Source organism: Sulfitobacter sp. IGS-18, from assembly GCF_059628195.1.
The window spans coordinates 282249-304451 of record NZ_JCAQIH010000002.1; the positions used below are offsets into that span (position 1 = coordinate 282249).

The following is a 22203-nucleotide window of genomic DNA, read 5'->3' on the forward strand; positions in this document are numbered from 1 at the left end:
CTTGCGGCCCCTGGCCCGCAGACCTTACGCCGGGTCGGAGAAAGACAGCGTCGGCACGTCCACCGCTGTGGCACCGCCATCAACGGTCAGCACCGCGCCGGTGATCATCGCGGCCTCTTCCGAACAAAGGAAGGCAACGGCGGCGGCGATGTCCTCGCCGGTGGCGGGGCGGCCAAGCGGGACGTCGCGGGTAACCAGGGCATAGGCCTCCTCTATTCCGCCAAGGGCGCGACGCTCGACCAGTTCGCGCATCTCCATGTCGGCCATTTCGGTGCGCACCCAGCCCGGACAGATCGCGTTGCAGCGCACGCCTTTCACGCCGAAATCACGCGCAATCGATCTGGTCAGGCCAATCAGTCCGTGTTTCATCGTGACATAGCCACAGGACTCGGGTGCCGCTGCCAGCGCGGCAATCGAGGCCATCATCAGCACGTTACCACGGGTTTCGATCAATGCAGGCATCGCGGCCCGTGCTGTGACCAGGGCGGTGTTGAGATTGGCCTCGACCGAAGCGCCCCAGTCTTCGTCCGAAATCTCTGTCAAGGTCCCGTAGCCGAAACCGCCGGCGTTGCAGACCACCGCGTGCAACCCGCCAAAGCGGTCGCGCGCGAGCCTCACAAGGCTTTCCATATGCGCGCGCGAGGCGGCGTCACCCGCCACGGCCACGCCGCCGCAGCTTTCCGCGACACGCTCTATCGGTTCGGCACGGCGGCCGGTCAGAATGACATTGGCGCCTTCGGCAGCAAGCCGCCTGGCCGATGCCGCGCCGATGCCGGTGCCAGCGCCGGTCACGATGACGGTCTTTCCGGTGTAACGGTTCATCTGGTTGCTCCTTTTTCAGACAGGTAGGCCCGGGCCAGCGCCCGCGCATGGGTGACAAACCGGGTGTTGCGCGCCCCGGAGCCGTCTTCGTTCATGCGGGTGATGATCCAGCCGACATAGGTTGCGGCGCGCAGGACAATGAAGAGATCCAGCGCCGCAAGATCGAGATCGCGCACTGACAGATAGCCTTCGATCAGCGCGGCCTTGAGACCGTCGTAGTTCGGTTCGTTCTGGTTGCGGATCAGCGTCGTTGCGATGTCGAACAGTCTGTAGCCAAAACCGCCGTCGTCAAAGTCGATCAGCTGCAGCCTGTCGCCATCGACCATGATGTTTTCCCGCACGAGATCGGCATGGATCAGGCCGAAATCCAGCTTGTCGCCAATCTGTGCCAGCCGGTCGCGGGCGGTGTCGCGCAGCCGCATGAACAGCAACCGGTCCGCGTCAGAGAGCGTGGGATTGTCCCAGAACCTGTCCCAGACAGGTGTCTCTCCGACCAGACCCGCGCGGTCCCAGCTTTGGCGGGTGAAGCCTTCCGGCCGGGACCAGCTGTCAGAAACCTCATGCAGGCGCGCCATTTCGCGGCCGATGTTGCGAAACAGCGTGATGCTGTCCTTGACCTGAAGGGCAACCCCGGTCTTGCCGACAGGGGCGCCGGGCAGCCATGTCAGAACGTCAACGGCATGTGCGCCAACCATGTGCAGCAACGCGCCGGAGGCCGAGGGCACCGGCCTGGGCACATGCAGCCCGCCGCGATCCAGCGCCGCCATCCACATCAGTTCAGAGCGCAACTCTGCCTCGGTGCGGTAACCCGGGCGGCGCAGCCTCAGGGCATAGGTGCGATCTGCGTGATCGACGCGGAACACCTGGTTCTCGCGTGCTGCGACCAGCGACCATGAAGCCCCTGCGAACCCCCAGAGCGCCAGCGCCTGTTCGACAATGGCGTTCATGACTGCAATGGCGTGCTGGACAGGACCTCGTCCAGCGTTTCGATCAGCAGATCGACATGTTCGGTCGAAAACGGCAGGGGTGGCCGGATCTTCAGCGTATTCTTGTGCCGCCCCAGCTTGGACAGGATGATGCCGCGGTGGCGCAGCGCGTTGATCACCTGATCGGTAAAGGCGCTGGCCGGGTCCTTGGTGTCGCGGTCCAGCACCATCTCTGCGCCAAAGACCAGACCCGAGCCGCGCACGTCACCAATGCAAAGGTGCTTGTCCTGCAAGGCTTCAAGGCGACCGCGGGCATAGGCCCCGACGGCCCTGGAATTGGCCAGCAATTGCTTGTCCTCGATCTCTTCCAGCACCGCCATGGCCGCAGCACAGGATACCGGGTTGCCGCCGAAGGTGTTGAAGTAGCGATAGCCGCCCCGGAAGGTTTTCAGGATCTCTGCCCGCGTCACCACACCGCCGACGGGGTGGCCGTTGCCCATCGGCTTGCCCAGTGTCATCACATCGGGCACCACGCCCATCTTCTGATGTGCCCACATATGGGTGCCGGTGCGCGCGAAACCTGATTGCACCTCGTCGCAGATCAGCAGCCCGCCGGCCTTGCGCACGACGTCGGCGACCGGTTTCAGCCAGCCATCGGGATGATCGGGGAACCCTTCATTCAGGAAATAGGGGCAGATCACCAGCGCGGCAAAACCGATGCCGCTTTTCTCGTGTTCCGCGATCTGCTCCGCCACAGAAATTGCAAAGATCGTGCCGTCGGGGTCGGGATTGCGATAGCTGTCAGGAGCCTCGACAAAGCGGAAATACTGGCCAAGGCCAAAGCCGACCGTGGGCAGGTTCGACTGGCTGAGCTGGCTGACCAGCGCAGTATTGCCGTGATAGGTGGCATCCGTCGCGATGATGCCGCGTTTGCCGGTCATGCCCTCGGCCATGCGCAGGGCGATGTCGTTCGCCTCTGACCCGGTGCAGGTCAGGATGGCGCTGTCGAGTGCGGCGTCCATTGTGCCGGTCAGCTTCTCGACGTAATCGAGAATGCCGTCATGCAGATAGCGTGTATGTGTGTTCAGGGTTCCTGCCTGCGCGCATATCGCCTCGACCACGCGGGTGTTGCAATGGCCCACCACCGGCACGTTGTTGTAGCAGTCCAGATACTTGCGGCCCTCGGCATCCCAGAGCCAGACGCCTTCGCCTTTCACCAGATGCAGCGGGTCATCATAGAAGGTCGAGACATTGGGCCCAAGCAAGCGGGCCCGGTCGGCAAGCAACCTTGGGGTATCACGTTTCATTCTGGTCCTCTCCTGACGGTCACGGACGGGCAGCGCGCCGGGTGCGCGCATGGCTTTCGGATGGGTTCAGCATGTCGCCGGTACTGCGTTCAGGCCGGCCGCATGCGCGCGCGGATTGCGGTGGTATTGGTCATAGCGCAATCCATGCGGTCTTGAGGTCCATGTATTTTTCCATCGCGTGCAATGACTTGTCGTGCCCGTTGCCGGATTGCTTGTGCCCGCCCAGCGGGACGGTCAGATCGGAACCGCCGTAGGTGTTCACGTGAATGACGCCAGAGCGGATGCGGCCGATCATCCGGTGCGCCCGCGACAGGTTTGATGTCCAGACCCCGGCGGCAAGGCCGAAGTCGGTGCCGTTGGCGAGGCGGATCGCCTCGTCCTCGTCCCTGAAGGTCGTGACGGCAAGCACTGGTCCGAAGACCTCATTGCGAAACAGGTGGTCCGTCGGTTTGACGCCGGAGATGATCGTCGGCTGCATGTAGAAGCCGCCGGTGTCTTGCAGGATTTGTGCGCCGCCGGTGCGGCGTTCGGCGCCCTCGGCCTCGGCACGGGCGACAAAGCCGAGGTTGGCCTGCAGTTGCACATCGGAATGCACCGCGCCGATCTGGCTGTTGAGGTCCAGCGGATCGCCCACCACGAAGGCCTCGGCATGGTGTGTCAGGGCCTGCACGAAATCTTCCGCGATGTCTTCCTGCACCAGCAGCCGCGACCCGGCCACGCAGACCTGGCCGGAGTTCCGGAAGATGCCCCCTGCCGAGATTGCCGCAGCGGCGGCCAGATCGGGCGCGTCATTGAAGACGATGTTGGGGGATTTGCCGCCCAGTTCCAGGTAGCAGCGTTTGAGGTTGGAGCGCGCCGAATATTCCAGCAACCGCCGCCCTGTGCCGCCGGAGCCGGTGAAGACAAGCACGTCGACATCCATGCTCAGCGCTAGCGCCTCTCCGGCAGTGGCACCCCGGCCGGTGACGACGTTGAACACGCCGTCGGGCAGGCCGGCCTCGCTGGCAAGTTCGGCGATCCTGAGCAAGGTCAAGGACGCGGTTTCGCCCGGTTTCAACACCAGCGAATTGCCCGCAGCAAGCGCCGGGGCAATTTTCCAGCTGCCGATCATCAGCGGGAAGTTCCAGGGGACAATCGCCCCGACCACCCCGACCGGGCCATGATGAACCAGCCCCAGGACATTGTCCGCTGTGGGCGCGATCTGGCCATAGATCTTGTCGATGGCCTCTCCATAGTAGCGGAAGGTGTTGGCCGCCGACAGCGCCTCGGCCTTGAAGGCCATGCCGATCTCTGTCCCGTTGTCCCGCACGCCCAGCACCGCAAGCTCCAGCGCGCGGGCCTCGATCAGGTCAGCCAGGCGCAACAGAACCTTCTTGCGCGCGGCAGGGGCCATCCGCGACCAGCGGCCATCCTCGAACGCCTCGCGGGCACTGCCGACGGCCCGCGCGACATCCGCTGCGCTGCCGTCGGCGATCTGGGTCAGGACGCTGCCGTCAATCGGCGAGATGACATCCAATGTCCCGCCCTCGGCAGCAGGCACGCTGCGGCCGCCAATGAAATGTCCCTGCAGGGGAACATCTGTCGCGCGGAGTTTGTCAATTGACGCTTGATCCATCGGGTTCAACCTTGCTGGCTAGAGTGTTCGTGATCAGGGCCGATCGGGTCGGGGCCGTGCTTTGCCTTGTGCTCGCGGATCAATGTGCGCAGGTGCAGGATCAGCACCAACAGGATCATGACAAAGAGGATCGCCGCAATTGGCCGGCTGACAAAATCCAGCGGTGTCTTCACGGCGGCCATCGCGGTGCGCAATTTGACCTCCATGATGCCGCCCAGCACGATGCCAAGGATGATCGGCACGATCGGCAGGTTGAGCCGCTTCAGGATCAGGCCGAAGACGCCGAACCCCATCGCGATGACGCAATCGGTGGCAGAGTTGCGCAGCGAATAGACCCCGATGAAGGACAGCGTCAGGATCATCATTCCCAGAAACCGGGTCGGAATCTGCATGATCCGCAACAGCAGATTGGTCGAGAACAGCAGGAAGACCAGGACGATCACGTTCAGAAGGATCAGCGCCATATAAAGCGCCATGACGAAATCGAGCTGATCGGCAAACAATTGCGGCCCGGGGATGACGTTGTGGACATAGAACACCGTCAGCATCATCGCGGTCAGTGCCTCACCCGGAATGCCAAGGGCAAGCAGGGGGATCATGGCCGCCGCAGGCACCGCGTTGTTGGCCGCTTCCGAGGCGACGAGCCCCTCTGGCGACCCCTTGCCGAACAATTCGGGGGTTTTCGACGATTTCTGCGCATAGGTGTAGGACAGGAATTGCGCCGTGAATTCACCGACGCCGGGGATCATGCCCATCAGCACGCCCAAGGACGACGACACCGTCGCGATGCGCTTGATGCCCAGAAGTTCCTTGAAACCGGACATCATGCTGCCGCTGACGGCGGCTTTTTCCGGCGTGTGGTCGCGTTCGATCAGCAACAGAAAGGCCTGACTGATGGCAAAGAGGCCCAGCACCACCACGATCAGATCGAAACCGGAGGCCAGCCATGACTGGTCGAAGGTATATCGCTTTGTGTATTTGACCGGCTCCAGCCCGACGGTGTTCAGAAAGATGCCCAGAAAGGCCAGCATCCCCGCGGCAAAGGTCTGCCCCCGGTGCGCCACGACTACCAGCAAAATGCCGAGAAACGCCGCCAGAAAGATCTCCCTGCTGCCGAAATGCGGGGCAATCCATGCCAGGAGCGGTGACAGGACGATCAGACAGAGGATGGAGAAGACACCGCCAAAGAACGACGCGGTATAGGCGAGGGAAACCGCCCGGTGACCTTCGCCGCGCTTGGTCATCGGGTAGCCGTCATATGTGGTCAGCGCGTTGACGGGCGTGCCGGGCGTGTTGATCAGGATGGCGGGAATGGCACCCCCGTACATCGAACTGCCATAGATGCCGAGCAACAATGTCAGACCGACGATGGGTTCAAAGGAAAAGGTGGCAGGCAGAAGGATGGCGATGGCAATCGCGGGGCCGACCCCGGGCAGGGCGCCGATGACGACTCCGCCGATCGAGCCGATCAGCAGGGCGACCATGACGTCCCAGTGGGCGAGGATTGCGAGGCCTGAAATCAAGGTGTCCATATCGGCCTCACAGATAGATCATTGCAAAGGAGCGGATGCCGTCCGGGAGATATTGGTAGATCTCACCAGCCGGGATCTTTACCTGCAGAAAGCCGCGGAAGATCAACGCGGTGACAACGCCGAACAGGACGGCGGAGAGGATGAATTTCCACCCTCTGAACCCCGCGCGTATTGTCAGGAAAAGGGTGAAGACAATCGTCAATGGCAGGTAACCAAGCTGCGGCACCAGCACCACGTAGATGAAGAAATACAGGACATATTCTGCGGCCCGCAGCCAGAACAGGACTTCGGTCCATCGCCCCGCAATGCGCGGCGAGACGAGCGAGCCGAGCAGGTGGAACGCGCCAAAGACAAACATGCCCACGACCCCGATGCCCGGCCAGAGTGCTGGCTGGCTATACCACTTTGTCCGTTTTGCGATGACTGTCTGTTCTCCGAGTTGCGAGAGCAGAAAAGCTGCAAAAGCCAGAAACAGGACCGCAAAGACAAGGTCTCCGGGGCGCCGATACCGTTGGAACAAGTCTTGGAACATCTTCAGCTTGGCCATGAGAGTGCTTTCTTGCTTGGAGCGGACGGACCGGGAGGGGCTGAACCCCCCCGGCCGCATCGGGTTAGTTGTCGAGCAATTGCTGGATCTCGGTGTTGACCTCGATGTCCTGCGCAATCTGGTCGGAGGCCTGTGCCGCATCTTTCCAGTAGATCAGCGCCCCGGTGTCCTGGGCCAGCTTCTTGGCGGCGTCGGTTTCCAGCGCGGCCTTTGCCGCGGCCTCGATCTTGTCGGCGGCCTCTTGCGGGGTGCCTTTGGGCAGGAACAGACCGTTCCACAGTGACAGGGTCAGGCCGGGAACCAGTTCCGCAATTGTCGGCGTATCGGGTGTCACGGGTGTGCGGGCTTCGCCGATGCTGGCGAGAATCTTGAGATCGTTGATGCACGGCAGCAGCGTCTGAAGTGTCGCGTTGACGATATCGACGTCCCCGGAGGCAAGAACGTTGCAATCCAGCAGGTCAAAAGCCGCTTCCGAAGTGAAATCCCAGCCACTTTTCTGAGCGCCGGCAAAGGTCACCTGAGTTGGTGCGAGAAAGCTGCCGTAATGTCCCAGAGAGACATCGTTTGTTTTTGCATATTCCGAGAGTTCTTCCCAGGTGTCGTAGGGCTGGCTGGCCAGGGTCGCGACCACAAAGGGATAGGTCAGGAAAATGCCCACCGGGTCGAATGGGTTCGGGTCGAGTTCCGGAATGCCGATGGTGGGACCGACAACAGGAACGTCGATGACGAAGGAACCGACAGTATAGCCGTCCGGTTTGGCACCGGCCACTTCAACAGCACCAGGGAAAGGGCCGCCACCGCCGCCGGGTTTGTTCACGACTGCGGCGGGGACGCCGTACATTTCCTGGAATTTGTCGGCGATCATCCGGGTCAGGACGTCTTCGAGATCTCCGGGAGGGAACGGGACAATGAATTCGACCGGCTTTTCAGGATATTCGGCAAAAGCCGCGGTTGCGCTCAGCACAAGGGCCAGCGCGGTATGTGTTATCATCTTGTTCATGGTTTTCTCCTTGGTGTTAGACTTCAGTTTTGTCCGTCCAGACTGGAATTGGCTGGACCGGGGCTTTTTAACGGGGCTTTTTAAGGTGCACGCGGCACGATGCCGTCGCTGACCCATTGATCGAAAATATTCAGGGCAATTGCCGAGAATTCCGTGTCGTTGATGTGGGCCTCGGTTTCGGTCACCGCGACAGAGGCGGCTGCAGTCTCGCGCAGCTCTGACACGAAGGCGGCCAATCCTTCGGGATCGTGGCAGTCACCGCCGGGGCGGTCCCATTCCTCGATCCCGCCACGGGGAATGATCAGATGGGTCGGTGCGGCACTTTCCCCCAGACGCTTGTTAAGCTCGCGCGCGATCTCGCGGCGCTCTTCCTGGTTGTAGAAGGTATTCTTGACCAGCTTGTTGTGCATATGAATAGGCCGGTCCGCGAAACGCTCGGGAATGTCCTGCCACCCGGCAAAGTCGATCAGGTCCATGCAGCCGGGCGCGACAAGTTGCGGAATGCCTGCGCGGCCGGCGGCCCGGTGCCTGTCGCGCCCGGCATTCACCACCGATCCCGCAAGAAGGTTGCCAAGCTCGGACCCTGCGAAGTCGAAGACGCAGACAAAGGCCTTTTGTGCGGCGAGCTGTTCAAAGGCCATGCCACCCATACCCATGGTGTGAAAGACCGCGACCTCATAGCCGCGCTCTTCCAGTGCGGGTTTCAGCTGTTTGATGTATTTCAGGCAGGAGGTGCCAAGAGAGGTGACGCCAATCAGAGGGCGTTCGACCTGGACCGGCTCCGCCGCGCGGGCCGCGCCGAGAACCGCCCCCGCCGCCTGCGCCAGCGATGCGCGGCAGATCGCGTTCATGCCGTATAGCCCGCCAGCCCAGAGGATCATCTGGATGTCCGGTGACAGGCGTTCAGCCGGAATCAGCGCCGAGAAGGAGACCGTCGAGACAACGTATTTTGGCATCCCGAGCGGGAGTGCCTGACAGACATCCAGTGCAAGGTCGGTTCCCATCGTGCCACCCAGGATGATCACGCCGTCGATCTGCCCCGCATCGACCAGCCGCCGGGCCAGAACCTGCGCGCCGGCAGACATGATGTTCATCGCAACATGTTCATTGCCGCTTTCGATCGCGGCTTCGATGGAGCTGTCCCCGGCCTCGGCAACCTGGTGTTTGGAGATGTCGGTCGGTGTCTCGGGATTGCCAAGCACGCTGACATCCATGGTCAGGATGGCGCCGCCCAGACTGCGAATCTTTTCCGCAATAAACTCAAGCTCGCTGTTCTTTGTGTCGTATGTTCCGATGACCAGTATTGTTTTGTCGGTCACGTCGTTTCTCCCTGTTGCTGGCGGACCTCAGCTGCGCATGATGGCGCCTGTCCGATCGTAGTAAGGCGCGAGCTGCACGCGCAATGGATACATTTTCCCGGCGATCTGAACCTCGAAACCGCCCTCGTCGATCCAGGCCTTCGTCACCCCGTCGTCTTGATGCAGGCTTGCCAGGCCCACCATCGCCTCAAGCCGGAACCCCCAATCCCCTGATGTCACATGGCCTACGAGGTGACCTTCGCGCCAGATCGGTTCATTGTGGATCAGGTAGGGACCGGATGTGGCATCGACGCCCTCGACGATACATGACAGGGTGCGGGACCTTTGCGCAGGCCCGTTTGCCTGCTGTTCGGCCAGGACATCCTTGCCCAGAAACGCATCGTCCTTGTTCAGGTCGACGGCAAAGCCAAGGCCCGCTTCATAAGGCGTACCCCCCTCGCCGATATCGTGACCGAAGTGGCGGAACCCTTTCTCAAGACGGCAGGAGTTCATCGCGAACATCCCCATATGGCGCAGCCCGAGCGGCCGGCCGGCCGCCATCAGAGCGTCATAGACATGGAGGGTGAACTCGGTCGGAAGCAGCAGTTCATAGCCCAGCTCGCCCAGGAAAGAGCGCCGGATCGCCCAGCCGCGGGCATAGGCGATGTCAATCTCACGGGCGGCACCAAAGGGGAAAGCCTCGTTTGACAGGTCGTCCCCCGTGAGGGAGGCAAGAATCTCGCGCGATTTCGGGCCGTGCAGGGTGATCAGACCATAGGCCGAGGTCGCGTCGAAAATCTCGAACCGCCAGGCCGGATCGGCATGATCGCGGATCCAGGCGGGATCACGGGTCTGGCTGGGATGGCCGGTGATCACCATGAAACATTCAGGCGCAATCCGGGTCACGGTGACGTCGGCCTCGATGCCGCCGCGGGTGTTCAGGAACTGGGTATAGACCGAGGTGCCAATGGGCACGTCCATCTGGGCACCGCAGACCCGGTTCAGCGCATGCACCGCATCCGGCCCCTGCACCTGGATCTTGGCATACATTGACTGGTCGATCAGCACCGCCGCATCGCGCGCGGCCAGGCATTCTTCCTGTACCAGCGGGGACCAGTCCTTCCACCACAGGTTCGGCTCTTCGTTCCAGCCTTTCTTTTCGGGGTCGAAATACATGGGTATTTCCCAGCCGATACGCTCGGCAAAGGTGGCACCTGCACTGGCCAGCCGATCATGCAGCGGAACCTTCCGGATCCCGCGCGCCGAGTGGACCTGCCGACCGGCCCAGGATACGCCGTAATGGAAGCCCACCGCTTCCGCTGCCCGGTCCCGGTTGTATCTGGTGTTCGACTGGAACGGATGGGCACGCCGCGCCAGCATCGGTCCCATGCCGCGCGAGGGCGCGCCATCAATCATCCACTCCGCCATGGTCAGCCCGACGCCACCGGAATTCAGGATGCCGTTGGAGTTCATGCCGGTTGCAAGATAAAGCCCCCTGACCTCGGCGGTCGGGCCCAGATAGGGGCGGCCGTCCGGCGTAAAGCTTTCCGGCCCGTTAAAGAAGGTCTGGATGCCCATTTCGGACAGGGCCGGCATGCGTTCGAACATCTTTTCAAGGTTGGCCTCGACATGCTCCATGTCGAAGGGCAGTTCGTCGAATTCGAAATCCTCCGGAATACCGTCCACGCCGTAGGGCTTGCCCTTCTGCTCAAAGGCGCCGATCAGCAGTTTGCCGGTGTCTTCCTTCCAGTAGCTGCGCTCTTCGGCGATGTTCAGGATCGGCTGGGTCTTTGGCAGCCCGGCGACCGGCTCGGTCACGATGTAGAAATGCTCGGCGGCGTGCAGCGGTACAGTCACGCCCATGGCCTTGGCGAAAAGGTGGCTCCACATGCCGCCCGCCAGCAGCACCTTGTTCGTTGCGATCACGCCCTTGTCTGTTTCCACCCCGATCACCTTGCCGTCGCGCAGGATCAGATCGGTAACCTTGGTGTTTTCGAATATCTGCGCACCGTGCATCCGCGCGCCCTTGCTCAGCGCCACGGTCACATCCAGCGGGTTCACCTGGCCGTTGGAGGGTACGAAGAAGGAGGATTTCACGTCATCGGTCCGGATCAGGGGCCATTTCTCGTTCAGCTCCTCGACCGACAGCAGATAGGATTCGATGCCCATACGGGCCGCGTGGTCGTGGCTGCGCAGCAATTGTTCGTGACGCACTGCCCCCAGGGCCAGATTGATGGTGCCGTTGGGCTTGTAGCCGGTCGCCTGGCCGGTCTCTTCTTCCAGCTCGCGGAACAGGCGGGCGGTGTATTTGCCCAGCTCGGTCTGGGCGGTGCTGTCACGCAGCTGTCCGACGATGCCCGCTGCGTGCCAGGTTGTGCCGCTGGCCAGTTTGCGCCGCTCGATCAGCACCGCCGGAACGCCCCGCTTTGCCAGATGATACAGCGTCGACACACCGATGATGCCGCCACCTATGATAACAACCGGGGCGTTTTCCGGGATGTTACTGATCATGCAATTCAGGCCTTCCACCCCGGTACGGACGCGGGGTTCAGAAATTTCTATGTCCACCCCGGGTAAGATCGGAATCGGCTCTCGGGGCAATTTCACGACAGCATGACGCCATGGGTTTCCTACTCAAAAGGAAAAGCACCTTTGGTGCGAATAACGCACCACCATGGTATTTTGGTGGCCTATTGCCGCGCGCAGGCGCTAGGTTCCGAGGGAGATGCCGGTTGGTCAGCAAAATCTGGGAGGCGCAATGTCAACGGTCGACAAGGCAATGGAACTCCTGCGTCAGTTTTCCCTGGAACGGCTGGAGATCGGCTTGAATGAACTTGCACGGATGACAGGCGAAGACAAAGCTGTCGTCCGCAGGCTGCTGATATCATTGACGAACAGCGGTTTCATTGAGCAGAATCCCGAAAATCGAAAATACTTTCTCGGCTCGGGTTTTCTCGCGTTGGCGCGTCTTCGCGAGGCCACTGTGCCGATGATCAAGGCCACCCAGATCGTCTCTGAGTGGCTGTGCAAGAAGACCAGTGAAACGGTTCATGTCGGCATACCCGGGACCTCCGGTATGTCGACAGTGGCCTACAACCTGCCGTATCGCGGCAATGTCATCAATTTGCGGCCTGCTGACAGGTATCCATTCCATTCCTCGGCATCCGGTCTGGCCTATATGTCGTTTTGCACCGCGGAAACGCAAAGACGTCTGCTTGTGCTTCCGCGCGAAAGGCTGACGCGTTTTACGGTGACCGATCACGATGAACTTCTAAAAGTGATCGCGGCAACAAAGGCGCGCGGCTATGCCTATTCCCGCAATGCTGTTGAAGTGGGCGTCGCAAGCGTTGCGATGCCGTTCTTTGTCGATTCAGCAGATCCGGCAGGCACAATCGCCATTGCGGTTCCGGATATGAATCTCACTGCCGATCATCGGGCGACACTTGTGAAAAACATGCAAATCGCTGTCAGAAAGCTGGAATTCGCGCTGACCGGCACGTCTTCTGTCCAGGCGCCAGAACATACAGACCAGGCAGGATAGCGGGACGCCCGGCAGAATGATCTACCTTTGTGATGACCCAACCGCTGGCAAAGCGCGTGTTTCTGCCCGCTGGTTGTAACGCCTCTGCTGAAGAGCGTCAGATACCTTCGGTATATCACCGGCTGCGCTGTCAGGGTCGCGGCTCCCGTCAAAGTTAGGGTCGTCACATCACTTCATGCCGTGTTGCTCTCGCGGTGTTTCACTATTCTCTACAGCGTTTCAAAAGATGTTGCGGTTTCATTTCTTTTCTGTCAAAACCCACGCATGAGGATGGGAAAAATGGCTGTTGCACCCCCGGAGAAGACCAGGAACGCGTCCATGAAGACGATAGACAAAGCGATGAATCTGCTTGATTTCTTTGTCCCGGACACCCCCGAATGGGGATTGAGTGACCTGTCTCGCGCCGCCGGGATGGACAAGGTCACCGCCATGCGCATTCTCAATTCTCTGGCGACGAAGGGGATCGTCGAACAGCACCCCCAGACGCGCAAGTACCGGCTGGGAACTGCCGTGCTGCGGCTGGCGCGCATTCGTGAAGCCTCTTTTCCGGTTGTCGCGCTCTTGCAGCCGATTCTTGAAGAACTCTCCGACCGGGCCGGGGAAACGGCACATGCCTCCCTCGCCCATGGCGCGTCCCTGACAACCATCGCGATTGCAGAGCCGCGCATCGCGACCCGCGCGTTTGTCGACCCGTCGCAGCCGCTTCCGCTTCATGCCACGGCCTCGGGTCTGGTGTATCTTGCACATGTGGATGCCGCGACCTTTCAGGATTTCGTCGGTCGCATTGACCTGCACCGCTATACTGCAAATACGCTGAGCACGGCGGCGCAGCTGGAATCCCAACTGAGCCTGATCCGGGAAAAGGGCCATGCGATTGCGGTCGGGAGCTATCAGGACGATGTCATTGGTATCGCCGCCCCCATCTTTGACTGGCACGGCAATGTCACGGCAACACTGGCCGCCGCCTGCGTCGCAAGCCGAATGACGGACAAGAACCTGGCCCAGATCGTCGAATGTGTCCTTGCCGCTTCGGTCAGGGCAACAAGTGCCATGGGCGGCGATCCATCCAGAATTTCCGCTGCCAGGGCCAGGGAGGTTGCATCTTGAAACCCAAGAAACCCGCCCCGGATTTTGACGATGTCATCTCTGGTACGCTTTTTGAGACACATGCGCTCAGCGAAGCAGCGCCTGGCTTGCGGCCCGGCCCTTTGAACTGGTTGACCCTTCCGCTTGCCATAATGGAGCCCCGATATGATTAAGACCAACTTCCTGAAAGAAAACAACGCACGCCACCTGTGGCATCCGATGACCCACCCCGCTGACAGTCTTGCCAACCCGCCGGATATCATCGTCGGCGGATCGGGCGTGGAGATCACCGACGTTGACGGGCACAAGACGGTCGATGCGGTTGGCGGGCTTTGGAACGTGAACCTCGGCTATTCCTGCGCCCCGGTGAAACAGGCGATTGCCGACCAGCTTGAAAAGCTCCCCTACTACTCGATCTTTCGCGGCACCTCCAACGATGCCGCGATCGAGCTGAGCTATATGCTCAAGGAGTTCTTCGCTGCCGATGGGGTGACCCGCGCCTTTTTTACCTCGGGCGGATCGGATTCCGTCGAGGTGTCCCTGCGGCTGGCGCGGCAATACCATAAGATCCGCGGCGAGGCCGGGCGGGTGAAATTTCTCAGCCTGAAGAAGGGCTATCACGGCACGCATACTTTCGGGGCGTCGGTCAATGGCAACGCCAATTTCCGCACCCAGTACGAACCCTTGATGCCGGGGTGCTTCCATATTCCGGCCCCCTACACCTATCGCAACCCCTTCAATGAGACGGACCCCGAAAGGCTTTCGCAGCTCTGCCTTGCGGCGCTTGAGGATGAGATCAAGTTTCAGGGGGCCGAAACCATCGCCGGGTTCATCATGGAGCCCATCCTGGGGGCCGGTGGCGTGATCCCGCCCCATGAAAGTTTCATGCCCGGCGTGCGCTCACTTTGCGACAAACATGGCATTCTGCTGATTGCAGATGAGGTGATCACGGCCTTCGGGCGGACCGGCAGCTGGTCCGGCTCGCGTCATTGGGGCGTGCAACCGGATATGATGTGCACGGCCAAAGCGATCACCAACGGCTATTTCCCCTTTGGGGCGGTGATGATTTCAGACCTGGTTGCCGAAGTGTTCGAGACCGACACCAGCGGCAAGGGCGCCGTCGCCTCGGGCTATACCTATTCGGGCCATCCGGTCGGTGCGGCGGCTGCGATTGCCTGCCTGAAGGAAACCGAACGCCTACAGGTCAAGGACAATGCGGCTGCACGGGGGGCGCAGATGTGGGATGGCCTGAAGCTGCTGCAACAGAAGTACGACATGATCGGCGACATCCGCGGTGGCCATGGCCTGATGTCTGCGCTCGAACTCGTTTCGGATCGCGCGACCAAGACGCCGGTGGACAAGAAAACCATCGGAACGGTGCACCGCGTCACCTATGAAAACGGCACGATGATCCGGGTTTCCGGAAACAACATCATCCTGTCGCCGCCTCTGATCCTGACCCAGCGCGATGTCGAGACGATCCTTGCATCGCTCGACGCAGGCTTTGCTGCCGTCGCCTGACGGTTGTCACCTGTCCGGCGCCTGCCCCCTCCCTCTGCCTGTCGGCAGGAGGAGGGGGAGAGACCGGCGCGGTCGATTCGGCCTGCTGTGCCGGGGTGACCCTGACGTTTCACAACGCGTTCCCGCAAAAGCCCGTGCCGGATTGGTGTGAATTTTGGTGACCATGTGCTGCAAGTCGTGCCACTGCGGCACATTCTGCCAAATGAATGATCTTATGCTGTTGCAGGAGTTCAACTGACAGGACACAGAAACATGGAACGCTTCCGCCCGAAATATGTCACTTTCGACACCCATGGCACGCTCATCAACTTCCAGATGGCAGAGGCCGCCCAAGAGCTGTACGGCCACCTTCTGGACGCGCCGCGCATGGAGGAATTCATCAAGAACTTCCAGGGCTACCGCTTTGACGAAGTGATGCAGGACTGGAAACCCTACGCCGACGTCGTCCACAACGCGCTGGAACGTGCCTGCCGCCGCAACGGTGTCGCCTTCAATTCCGAAGACGCGCTTAAGGTCTACAACAAGATCCCGACCTGGGGTCCGCATGCGGATGTCCCGGCGGGGCTGGCAAAGCTGGCCAAGGAAATTCCACTGGTCACCATCACCAACTCGATGAAGGTGCAGATCCCCCATAATATCGCCAAACTCGGCGCGCCGTTTCATGCCGTGCTGACCGCCGAAGAAGCAGGCGCTTACAAACCGCACTTCAAGGCCTTTGAGTACATGTTCGACACGCTGGGTTGCGGCCCCGAGGACGTCACGCATGTGTCCTCGTCCTTCCGCCACGACCTGATGTCGGCCTATGATCTGGGGATCAAGAGCAAGGTCTGGGTCAACCGGGGTCATGAACCTGCCAACCCCTTCTACGAATACACCGAAATCCGGGATATTTCGCAGCTGCCGGGCGTTTTCGGCATCTGATCCGGCTGCGCGATCCAAGACCGCGTCGCGCCTTCCCTGGCGCGCCGCATCCTGCTGAACGGCAGACGTAAATGCCACGGGTCCAAGGATTGTTCGAATTGGAAAACTGCACTGATCCAGACGCGGCAGGCAGGCAGGGGCAAGCCCAACAGCCTGCCACGACACAGGCCTATTTCGACGCCGCCTCTGCCATCCTTGCCCTGCCGTCGGGCACGATGGAACCCGACATCTCGGCAGAGTTGTTGCAGCGTCACTTTGGATTGAGTGGCAAGCTTGAAATCCTGTCCTCAGAGGTTGAACGCACAGTGGCGGTTGAACTTACGGATGGGCGCCGCCTGATCCTGAAGACATCAACCAGACCTGAGGCGCGGGACAGCTTTGCCTTTCAGGCCGAAGCGATTGCAGGGCTGCGGGGGGCTGCGGGCTTTGTCGTTCCGGACATATTGCCGACACTTGGCGGCAGCCTGACCTTTGCCGAAGATGGCATTTGCGGCTATCTGCAAACCCGGCTCGACGGTATTGCCCTGCACCAGATGGAAGCAACGCCCGACCTATTGTTCCGGACCGGCAGCGCGCTGGCCCGGCTGGATCTGGCCCTCGCGCCCCTGCCCCTGCCCGCAACCAACCGCCCGATCCTGTGGCATGTCGGTTGCTGGCCACGGCTGATGACTTACGCAAAACATTTGCCCCCCGGACCGGTTGCCGCGCAGGTCGCCGATGCGATGAAAGACTATGTGGAAACCATCGCACCGCAGACCGGTGATCTGGTCTGGCAGGTCACCCACAACGATCCCAGCCCTTTCAACATGATGGTCACGGATCAGGGTCTGGGCTTTATCGACTTCGGCGACGGCTGCCACAGCCCGCACCTTCAGGATCTGGCCATTGCCGCAAGTCATGTCGTTACCGACCCCGACTTGCTGTTGGGTGGGGCTGAATATCTGATTGTCGGCTATGCCTCGGTCCTTCCACTGACGGCGCTGGAGGAAAGCCTGATCATCGGGCTGATGCGCGCACGGCAAAGCGCATTGATCCTGATCAATTACTGGCGGGCCCATCTGTTTCCGGATGACGCCGCATACATCAAGAAAAACGTCCAGCGTGCCGAGAATGGCCTTGCCATACTTGCGTCACGGACCGCCCCGTCCTGCCGGCCGGCCATGCAAACAGCCCTCGCAACGCTTCAATCACAATACCCCTCACGTCCCTCTGCAAAGTAGGAAACCGTCATGACCAGAGATCTTATGCCGAACCGCTACAGACCCGGGCAATCCGCCCTTCCCCCGCGCGAGGCGGCTCTGATTGCGCGACGCGATGCTGTTCTGGGGGCTTCCTACCGGCTTCAGTATCGCCAACCGGTGCATTTTGTCCGTGGCGAGGGCATGTGGCTCTATGATCCGGACGACCGGCCCTATCTGGATTTTTACAACAATGTGCCGTCACTTGGTCACTGCAATCCGGAAGTGAACGCAGCGATGGCGGAACAAGCGGCCCGGATCAGCGCCAACACCCGCTATCTGGAGCCGCAGCTGGTCGATTATGCCGAGCGGCTGGTCGCCACCTTCCCCACCGGGATTGATCGGGTGGTATTCACCTGTACGGGCAGCGAATCCAATGATCTGGCCTTGCGCATCGCACGGCTTTGCAGTGGCAACGAGGGGGTGATCGTCTCTGATTATGCCTATCATGGCACCAGCGCAGCAGTGGCTGCGGTCTCGCCGAACCTGGGCGATGCGGTCGTGTTGAGCCCGAATGTGCGCATGGTGTCGCTGCCCGGCCCCGCCGGTGTGCCGGAGGCACAGGCCGCTGCATTTTTCGAGGCGCAGGTGCGCGCCGCCGTCGAAGACCTGAACCGCCGCGGTATTGGCGTGGCTGCCCTGTTGATCGACAGCATCTTTTCCAGCGATGGCGTCTGTGTGGACCCGCCGGGGTTCATTGCAGGGGGCGTGGCAGCGGTACGAGAGGCCGGAGGCCTGTTGATCGCGGATGAGGTCCAGCCGGGCTTTGGCCGGACCGGCAGCCATATGTGGGGGTTCGAACGACACAAGGTTGTGCCGGATCTGGTGACCCTTGGCAAACCGATGGGCAACGGCTTTCCCATCGGTGCCGTTGTGGGGCAGCGGGAACCCTTGGACCGCTTCGGCAACGCCGCGCGCTATTCGAACACCTTTGCCGGCAACACGGTGGGCATCGCGACGGCCAATGTCGTGCTGACGATTTTGCAACGGGACCGGATCCAGCAGAACGCCCTTGCCATGGGCCAGCGCCTGCGCGCCGGTCTGGAAAAGATCGCGCAGCAGCAACCGGGCATTCGCGCCATCCGCAACGCCGGCCTGTTCTTTGGCGTGGATATGGGCGGTGAAGATATGGCGCCACACGCGCAGCGGGCTTTTGCCCTGGATGTGGTGAACACCCTGCGTGACGACGGTGTGCTGGTCAGCACGACCGGCGAGAACGAAGATGCGCTGAAGGTGCGCCCGCCCCTTATCTGCGAGGCCGAACATGTCGACCTGTTCCTTGCTGCGGTTGAACGGGCGCTGGCAAAGGTCGCAGATGCCAGGAACCAGAGCCTGAAATAACCCCGATTGAGACAATGGTCAGGCTGCGCCCCTGCCCTGTCTATGCGGGGCGGGCCCGCCAGGGCGAGGCCACTTCGATCTGCCGGGCAACTTTCAGGACAAGGGCATCATCTGCCATCTTGCCAATCAGCTGCGACGCGATCGGCAAACCCTCGGGCGTCTGATGAACGGGCAATACAATGGCAGGCATCCCGCTGGCATTGAAAGGTGCAGTGAACGGGCTCAACTCGAACAGACGGTCCAGAAAACTGTCAAGATCGGTCGCCGTCATGGGAAGCGACTTGTGGGGCAATGGCGGCGTTGCCGTCGCCGGGGTGACCATCAGATCAAACCGGTCGAAATAGACGGCAAGGCGGCGAACTTCGCGGTTGATCACGGCGGTGCGCTGCAGGTGATCGCAGAGCGACACCTGTCGCGAATAACGCAGGGCCGCGCGGGTCATGGGCTCAAGACCCGCCAATTCCTCTTCTCCCAGTTCACCGGCACCGGGGAACAGCCCGGCAAGCGAGGCCAGCAGCACGCGGATCATCGCATCGGTCAGCGCTTGAACATCGAAATCGGGCAGCGCCTCCTCCACCTCATGGCCAAGTCCGGACAACAGCCGACCGGTCTTTTCCGCGGCGGCGGCGCAGACGGGATCTACGGGTTTTCCGTCCAGTCGGGTGGTGACCAGACCGATGCGCAGGCGGCGGGGCGCCTGTTCGATCAAAGCCTCGAAAGGAGTTGAGGGTTTGGCGGTAAAATAGGGTGCGCCGGTGTCGGGCCCTGCGGTCACGTCGAGGATTGCGGCGGTGTCGCGCAGGCTGACAGCCACCGCATGTTCATGGCTGATGCCGTGGTTCGGATCGCCCCGATGTGGCCCGAAAGGGTTCAATGCGCGGCTCGGCTTGAAGCCCACCAATCCGTTAAACGCCGCCGGGATGCGGATCGAACCGGCACTGTCCGTCGCATGGGCGGCGGGCATCATCCCACTTGCAACCGCGGCACCTGCCCCCCCGCTGGACCCGCCCGCCCCCCGTTCGAGATCCCAGGGATTGCGCGTTGTGCCCCAGGCGGCACTGTCGGTTTCCAGCGTCAGGCCAAATTCCGGCGAGGCACTGCGGCCGAGCAAACCAAACCCGGCAGCGCGCAGGCGGGACACCAGCGTTGAATCAAAGTCAAAGACGGTGCCCTTGAAACGCTCCGACCCGTTGGACAATGGCAATCCACGCACCGGGGCATGCAGGTCCTTGATCAGATAGGGCATGCCAAGGAACCGGGGCGTATCGCCCGCTTCGACACGCGCATCCAGCGCGTCAAGCGCCTCTTCAAACGCTGTCACGACAACGGCATTCACCCGGGGATTCTGCGCCTCGATCTCCCTGATCGCGGTTTCCAGAACCGCGCGCGGTGCGATCTGACCCTCTGCGACAAGCCCCGCGAGCCCGACCAGATCGTGGCTCATCCATTCGTCACGTGTCAGCATGATTTCATCCCTGTCCTGGCAACCGGCCATTGCCGCCAGTCACAATGTTCAAAAGCGTCGCATCCTCCGCACTGACCGAGATCAGCGCATGGCCCATGCTGGCGTCGTAATAGGCGCTGTCCCCGGCAGCGAGCCGGATCGGGGCATAGAGGTTCGAATGCAGTTCGACTTCGCCGGTCAGCACAAAGATCATCTCTTCCCCGGGATGAGACACAAGGTGGTCGAATTCTTCCACCGCCCGCGCCTTGACCACGACAAAGGTCGCATCCATCTGCTTTTGCTTCAGCCCCATGGCAAGGGGTTCGTAAACATAGGTCGCCGCGTCGTGGCCCACACGTTCCGCCGCCCGTGTCACGTTCAGGCGGCCCATGGACGGGACCGGCGGCTCTTGTGTTGCGTTTTCTCCCGCCAGCAAGGTCGTGAGGTCAACATCCAGCCCGCGCGCGAGCTTGAGCAGCCCGTCAAAGGTCGGCGACAAGTTGGAATTCTCGATCTTGGAAATGGTCGAACCCGCCATGCCCGCACGGTCGGCAACCTGTTGCAGGGTCATCCCCTTGCCCTGCCGCAACCTGCGGACCTTTCTGCCGAAAGCGCTCAGCGCCTCTTGTGTCTCGACCGGAGCTGCCTTCTCTGGCATCAATATTTCCTTTCGGAAGGTTTTTCCTTGACATATTTCGTATACGAAAGCGAGGATGGGCGCAAGGAGTATCACTTTGGCGGCCCTGCTCATCATTGCCTTTATCGGGTTCGCGATCATGGGTGGCGTGGCGATCAGCTATGTCGCCGGATCGGCGGCCGTCCTTGCCTTCATCGCGACGGGCTATGGCAACTATCTGGCAATCATGCCGCAACGGATCTTCAGCCAGATTGACGTGTTCACCTTCCTGTCGATGCCGCTTTTCATCCTTGCCGGAGAGCTGATGACACGGGGCGGCGTGACCCGGGTGCTGATTGATCTCGCAATGCTGATCGTCGGGCGTTTCAAGGGCGGGCTGGGCTATGTGAACATCGCGGCCAGCGTCTTTCTCGCGGGCATTTCAGGCTCCGCCGTGGCCGATGCCGCGGCAACGACCAAGACTCTGGTTCCGGCGATGGTGGACCGCGGCTATCGGGTTGATTTTGCGGCGGCCCTCACGGCGGCCAGCAGTGTCATCGGGCCGATCATACCCCCCTCTATCGTCATGATCTTCTACGGCGCGCTGATGAATGTCTCGGTCGCGGCGATGTTCGCGGGCGGCATCGTGCCGGGTCTGCTGATGGCGGCTTTCCTGTTCGCCTACAACGGGTTCGTCGCCCGGCGCGACGATCACCCGGGCGGTGCGCAAACAGAGCTGCCGCCGTTCCTGGACACGGTCATTCGCGCGGTCCCCGCCCTGCTGATCCCCATCGTGATTGTCGGCGGCATCGTCTTTGGCGTGGTCACCCCGACAGAGGCCGCCGCATTGGCCGTGGCAATCACCGTCATGCTGGTCTTCGTCTACCGGCTGCTTGACCGGGACCGCCCCCGCGCGGCATTGCGCCACACCCTCGCGGAAGGATCAAAAGCGGTCGAGACGGCGGCGATGCTCACGGGGTCGATCTTCATGATCCTCTTCGCCGCGGCGGTCTTTGGCTATCTCATCGGCATCATGCGCCTGCCCGAGACAATCGCAGCCACGGTCACCAGCCTTGATCTGGGACCGACCGGGTATTTCCTGATCGCCAGCCTGGTGATGTTCGCCGCAGGCATGGTGATGGATGTGACCATGGCGCTTGTTCTGATGGTGCCTGTCCTGATCCCGGCTGCCATCCTCGCCGGGGCCGATCCGGTGCATGTGGGCGTGGTCAGCTGCCTCAACCTGACGCTTGGCCTGATCTCACCGCCGTTCGGCGGAATACTCATGGTTGTCTCAGCCGCCAGCGGCGTTTCCTACCTGCGGCTGTCGCTGGCCATTCTCCCCTTTCTCGCAGTCCAGGTCGCGCTGCTGATCCTTCTCATTCTCGTCCCCGAACTGACCCTCGCACTGCCGCGACTGCTCGGGCTTATCAACTGAATCCGCACCC

The 22203-nt window shown here is 61.4% G+C and carries 18 protein-coding genes; 7 read left to right on the top strand and 11 right to left on the bottom strand.

Annotated elements, in window-relative coordinates:
* Nucleotides 1-24 precede the first annotated feature (24 nt).
* The 9 genes from ACWNZ3_RS19475 to ACWNZ3_RS19515 form a co-directional block, all read right to left on the bottom strand.
* The gene (locus ACWNZ3_RS19475) at nt 25-822 is read right to left on the bottom strand and encodes an SDR family NAD(P)-dependent oxidoreductase (RefSeq protein ID WP_269360589.1); all 798 of its coding nucleotides are present in this window, start codon (nt 820-822) and stop codon (nt 25-27) included.
* Nucleotides 819-1769: a phosphotransferase enzyme family protein gene (locus tag ACWNZ3_RS19480; RefSeq protein WP_496901941.1), complete on the bottom strand. Its 951-nt coding sequence runs from the start codon at nt 1767-1769 to the stop codon at nt 819-821. The genes ACWNZ3_RS19475 and ACWNZ3_RS19480 overlap by 4 nt, the downstream gene beginning before the upstream one ends.
* The gene (locus ACWNZ3_RS19485) at nt 1766-3055 is read right to left on the bottom strand and encodes an aspartate aminotransferase family protein (protein WP_496901942.1); all 1290 of its coding nucleotides are present in this window, start codon (nt 3053-3055) and stop codon (nt 1766-1768) included. The genes ACWNZ3_RS19480 and ACWNZ3_RS19485 overlap by 4 nt, the downstream gene beginning before the upstream one ends.
* Before the next feature lie 130 nt (nt 3056-3185).
* Nucleotides 3186-4670: an aldehyde dehydrogenase gene (locus ACWNZ3_RS19490; RefSeq protein ID WP_496901944.1), complete on the bottom strand. Its 1485-nt coding sequence runs from the start codon at nt 4668-4670 to the stop codon at nt 3186-3188.
* Nucleotides 4671-4675: 5 nt separating this feature from the next.
* A complete protein-coding gene (locus ACWNZ3_RS19495) occupies nt 4676-6202 on the bottom strand; it encodes a tripartite tricarboxylate transporter permease (protein ID WP_274574550.1) in 1527 nt (508 codons plus the stop codon).
* A 7-nt stretch (nt 6203-6209) separates the two neighbouring features.
* Entirely contained in the window at nt 6210-6749 is a 540-nt protein-coding gene (locus ACWNZ3_RS19500) for a tripartite tricarboxylate transporter TctB family protein (RefSeq protein ID WP_496901945.1), read from the bottom strand.
* 64 nt (nt 6750-6813) lie between these two features.
* The gene (locus tag ACWNZ3_RS19505; protein ID WP_496901946.1) at nt 6814-7749 is read right to left on the bottom strand and encodes a Bug family tripartite tricarboxylate transporter substrate binding protein; all 936 of its coding nucleotides are present in this window, start codon (nt 7747-7749) and stop codon (nt 6814-6816) included.
* 80 nt (nt 7750-7829) lie between these two features.
* Nucleotides 7830-9068: a Tm-1-like ATP-binding domain-containing protein gene (locus tag ACWNZ3_RS19510; RefSeq protein WP_496901947.1), complete on the bottom strand. Its 1239-nt coding sequence runs from the start codon at nt 9066-9068 to the stop codon at nt 7830-7832.
* Between the two features lie 27 nt (nt 9069-9095).
* Nucleotides 9096-11558 carry an FAD-dependent oxidoreductase gene (locus tag ACWNZ3_RS19515; protein ID WP_496901948.1) on the bottom strand — a complete coding sequence of 821 codons (2463 nt, stop codon included), beginning with the start codon at nt 11556-11558 and terminating at the stop codon, nt 9096-9098.
* Between the two features lie 247 nt (nt 11559-11805).
* On the opposite strand from ACWNZ3_RS19515, the gene ACWNZ3_RS19520 reads away from it, so the two are divergent.
* The 6 genes from ACWNZ3_RS19520 to ACWNZ3_RS19545 all read left to right on the top strand — a co-directional run bounded on the left by ACWNZ3_RS19520 (nt 11806) and on the right by ACWNZ3_RS19545 (nt 18695).
* The gene (locus ACWNZ3_RS19520) at nt 11806-12588 is read left to right on the top strand and encodes an IclR family transcriptional regulator (protein ID WP_496901949.1); all 783 of its coding nucleotides are present in this window, start codon (nt 11806-11808) and stop codon (nt 12586-12588) included.
* A gap of 318 nt (nt 12589-12906) precedes the next feature.
* Nucleotides 12907-13695: an IclR family transcriptional regulator gene (locus tag ACWNZ3_RS19525; RefSeq protein WP_496901950.1), complete on the top strand. Its 789-nt coding sequence runs from the start codon at nt 12907-12909 to the stop codon at nt 13693-13695.
* Between the two features lie 144 nt (nt 13696-13839).
* Nucleotides 13840-15195, top strand: coding sequence for an aspartate aminotransferase family protein (locus ACWNZ3_RS19530; RefSeq protein WP_496901951.1), 1356 nt, complete (start codon nt 13840-13842; stop codon nt 15193-15195).
* Between the two features lie 252 nt (nt 15196-15447).
* Nucleotides 15448-16116, top strand: coding sequence for a haloacid dehalogenase type II (locus ACWNZ3_RS19535; RefSeq protein WP_496901952.1), 669 nt, complete (start codon nt 15448-15450; stop codon nt 16114-16116).
* A gap of 71 nt (nt 16117-16187) precedes the next feature.
* Entirely contained in the window at nt 16188-17336 is a 1149-nt protein-coding gene (locus ACWNZ3_RS19540) for a phosphotransferase enzyme family protein (protein ID WP_496901953.1), read from the top strand.
* 9 nt (nt 17337-17345) lie between these two features.
* The gene (locus ACWNZ3_RS19545; protein WP_496901954.1) at nt 17346-18695 is read left to right on the top strand and encodes an aspartate aminotransferase family protein; all 1350 of its coding nucleotides are present in this window, start codon (nt 17346-17348) and stop codon (nt 18693-18695) included.
* Nucleotides 18696-18735: 40 nt separating this feature from the next.
* On the opposite strand, the gene ACWNZ3_RS19550 is transcribed toward ACWNZ3_RS19545, so the two are convergent.
* Both ACWNZ3_RS19550 and ACWNZ3_RS19555 read right to left on the bottom strand, forming a co-directional pair.
* Nucleotides 18736-20160: an amidase gene (locus ACWNZ3_RS19550; RefSeq protein WP_496901955.1), complete on the bottom strand. Its 1425-nt coding sequence runs from the start codon at nt 20158-20160 to the stop codon at nt 18736-18738.
* A gap of 4 nt (nt 20161-20164) precedes the next feature.
* Nucleotides 20165-20797, bottom strand: coding sequence for a helix-turn-helix domain-containing protein (locus ACWNZ3_RS19555; RefSeq protein WP_496901957.1), 633 nt, complete (start codon nt 20795-20797; stop codon nt 20165-20167).
* A gap of 76 nt (nt 20798-20873) precedes the next feature.
* Between ACWNZ3_RS19555 and ACWNZ3_RS19560 the strand changes: the two genes are divergently transcribed.
* Nucleotides 20874-22193: a TRAP transporter large permease gene (locus tag ACWNZ3_RS19560; RefSeq protein ID WP_496901958.1), complete on the top strand. Its 1320-nt coding sequence runs from the start codon at nt 20874-20876 to the stop codon at nt 22191-22193.
* Nucleotides 22194-22203: the final 10 nt, after the last annotated feature.

What these genes read in the sequence shown, in the direction of transcription:
- ACWNZ3_RS19555 (WP_496901957.1), bottom strand. Translation starts at nt 20,797, where the DNA reads ATGCCAGAGAAGGCAGCTCCGGTCGAGACACAAGAGGCGCTGAGCGCT.
- ACWNZ3_RS19495 (WP_274574550.1), bottom strand. Translation starts at nt 6,202, where the DNA reads ATGGACACCTTGATTTCAGGCCTCGCAATCCTCGCCCACTGGGACGTC.
- ACWNZ3_RS19515 (WP_496901948.1), bottom strand. Translation starts at nt 11,558, where the DNA reads ATGATCAGTAACATCCCGGAAAACGCCCCGGTTGTTATCATAGGTGGC.
- ACWNZ3_RS19525 (WP_496901950.1), top strand. Translation starts at nt 12,907, where the DNA reads ATGAAGACGATAGACAAAGCGATGAATCTGCTTGATTTCTTTGTCCCG.
- ACWNZ3_RS19540 (WP_496901953.1), top strand. Translation starts at nt 16,188, where the DNA reads ATGCCACGGGTCCAAGGATTGTTCGAATTGGAAAACTGCACTGATCCA.
- ACWNZ3_RS19550 (WP_496901955.1), bottom strand. Translation starts at nt 20,160, where the DNA reads ATGCTGACACGTGACGAATGGATGAGCCACGATCTGGTCGGGCTCGCG.
- ACWNZ3_RS19475 (WP_269360589.1), bottom strand. Translation starts at nt 822, where the DNA reads ATGAACCGTTACACCGGAAAGACCGTCATCGTGACCGGCGCTGGCACC.
- ACWNZ3_RS19505 (WP_496901946.1), bottom strand. Translation starts at nt 7,749, where the DNA reads ATGAACAAGATGATAACACATACCGCGCTGGCCCTTGTGCTGAGCGCA.
- ACWNZ3_RS19480 (WP_496901941.1), bottom strand. Translation starts at nt 1,769, where the DNA reads ATGAACGCCATTGTCGAACAGGCGCTGGCGCTCTGGGGGTTCGCAGGG.
- ACWNZ3_RS19490 (WP_496901944.1), bottom strand. Translation starts at nt 4,670, where the DNA reads ATGGATCAAGCGTCAATTGACAAACTCCGCGCGACAGATGTTCCCCTG.
- ACWNZ3_RS19500 (WP_496901945.1), bottom strand. Translation starts at nt 6,749, where the DNA reads ATGGCCAAGCTGAAGATGTTCCAAGACTTGTTCCAACGGTATCGGCGC.
- ACWNZ3_RS19520 (WP_496901949.1), top strand. Translation starts at nt 11,806, where the DNA reads ATGTCAACGGTCGACAAGGCAATGGAACTCCTGCGTCAGTTTTCCCTG.
- ACWNZ3_RS19530 (WP_496901951.1), top strand. Translation starts at nt 13,840, where the DNA reads ATGATTAAGACCAACTTCCTGAAAGAAAACAACGCACGCCACCTGTGG.
- ACWNZ3_RS19485 (WP_496901942.1), bottom strand. Translation starts at nt 3,055, where the DNA reads ATGAAACGTGATACCCCAAGGTTGCTTGCCGACCGGGCCCGCTTGCTT.
- ACWNZ3_RS19545 (WP_496901954.1), top strand. Translation starts at nt 17,346, where the DNA reads ATGACCAGAGATCTTATGCCGAACCGCTACAGACCCGGGCAATCCGCC.
- ACWNZ3_RS19535 (WP_496901952.1), top strand. Translation starts at nt 15,448, where the DNA reads ATGGAACGCTTCCGCCCGAAATATGTCACTTTCGACACCCATGGCACG.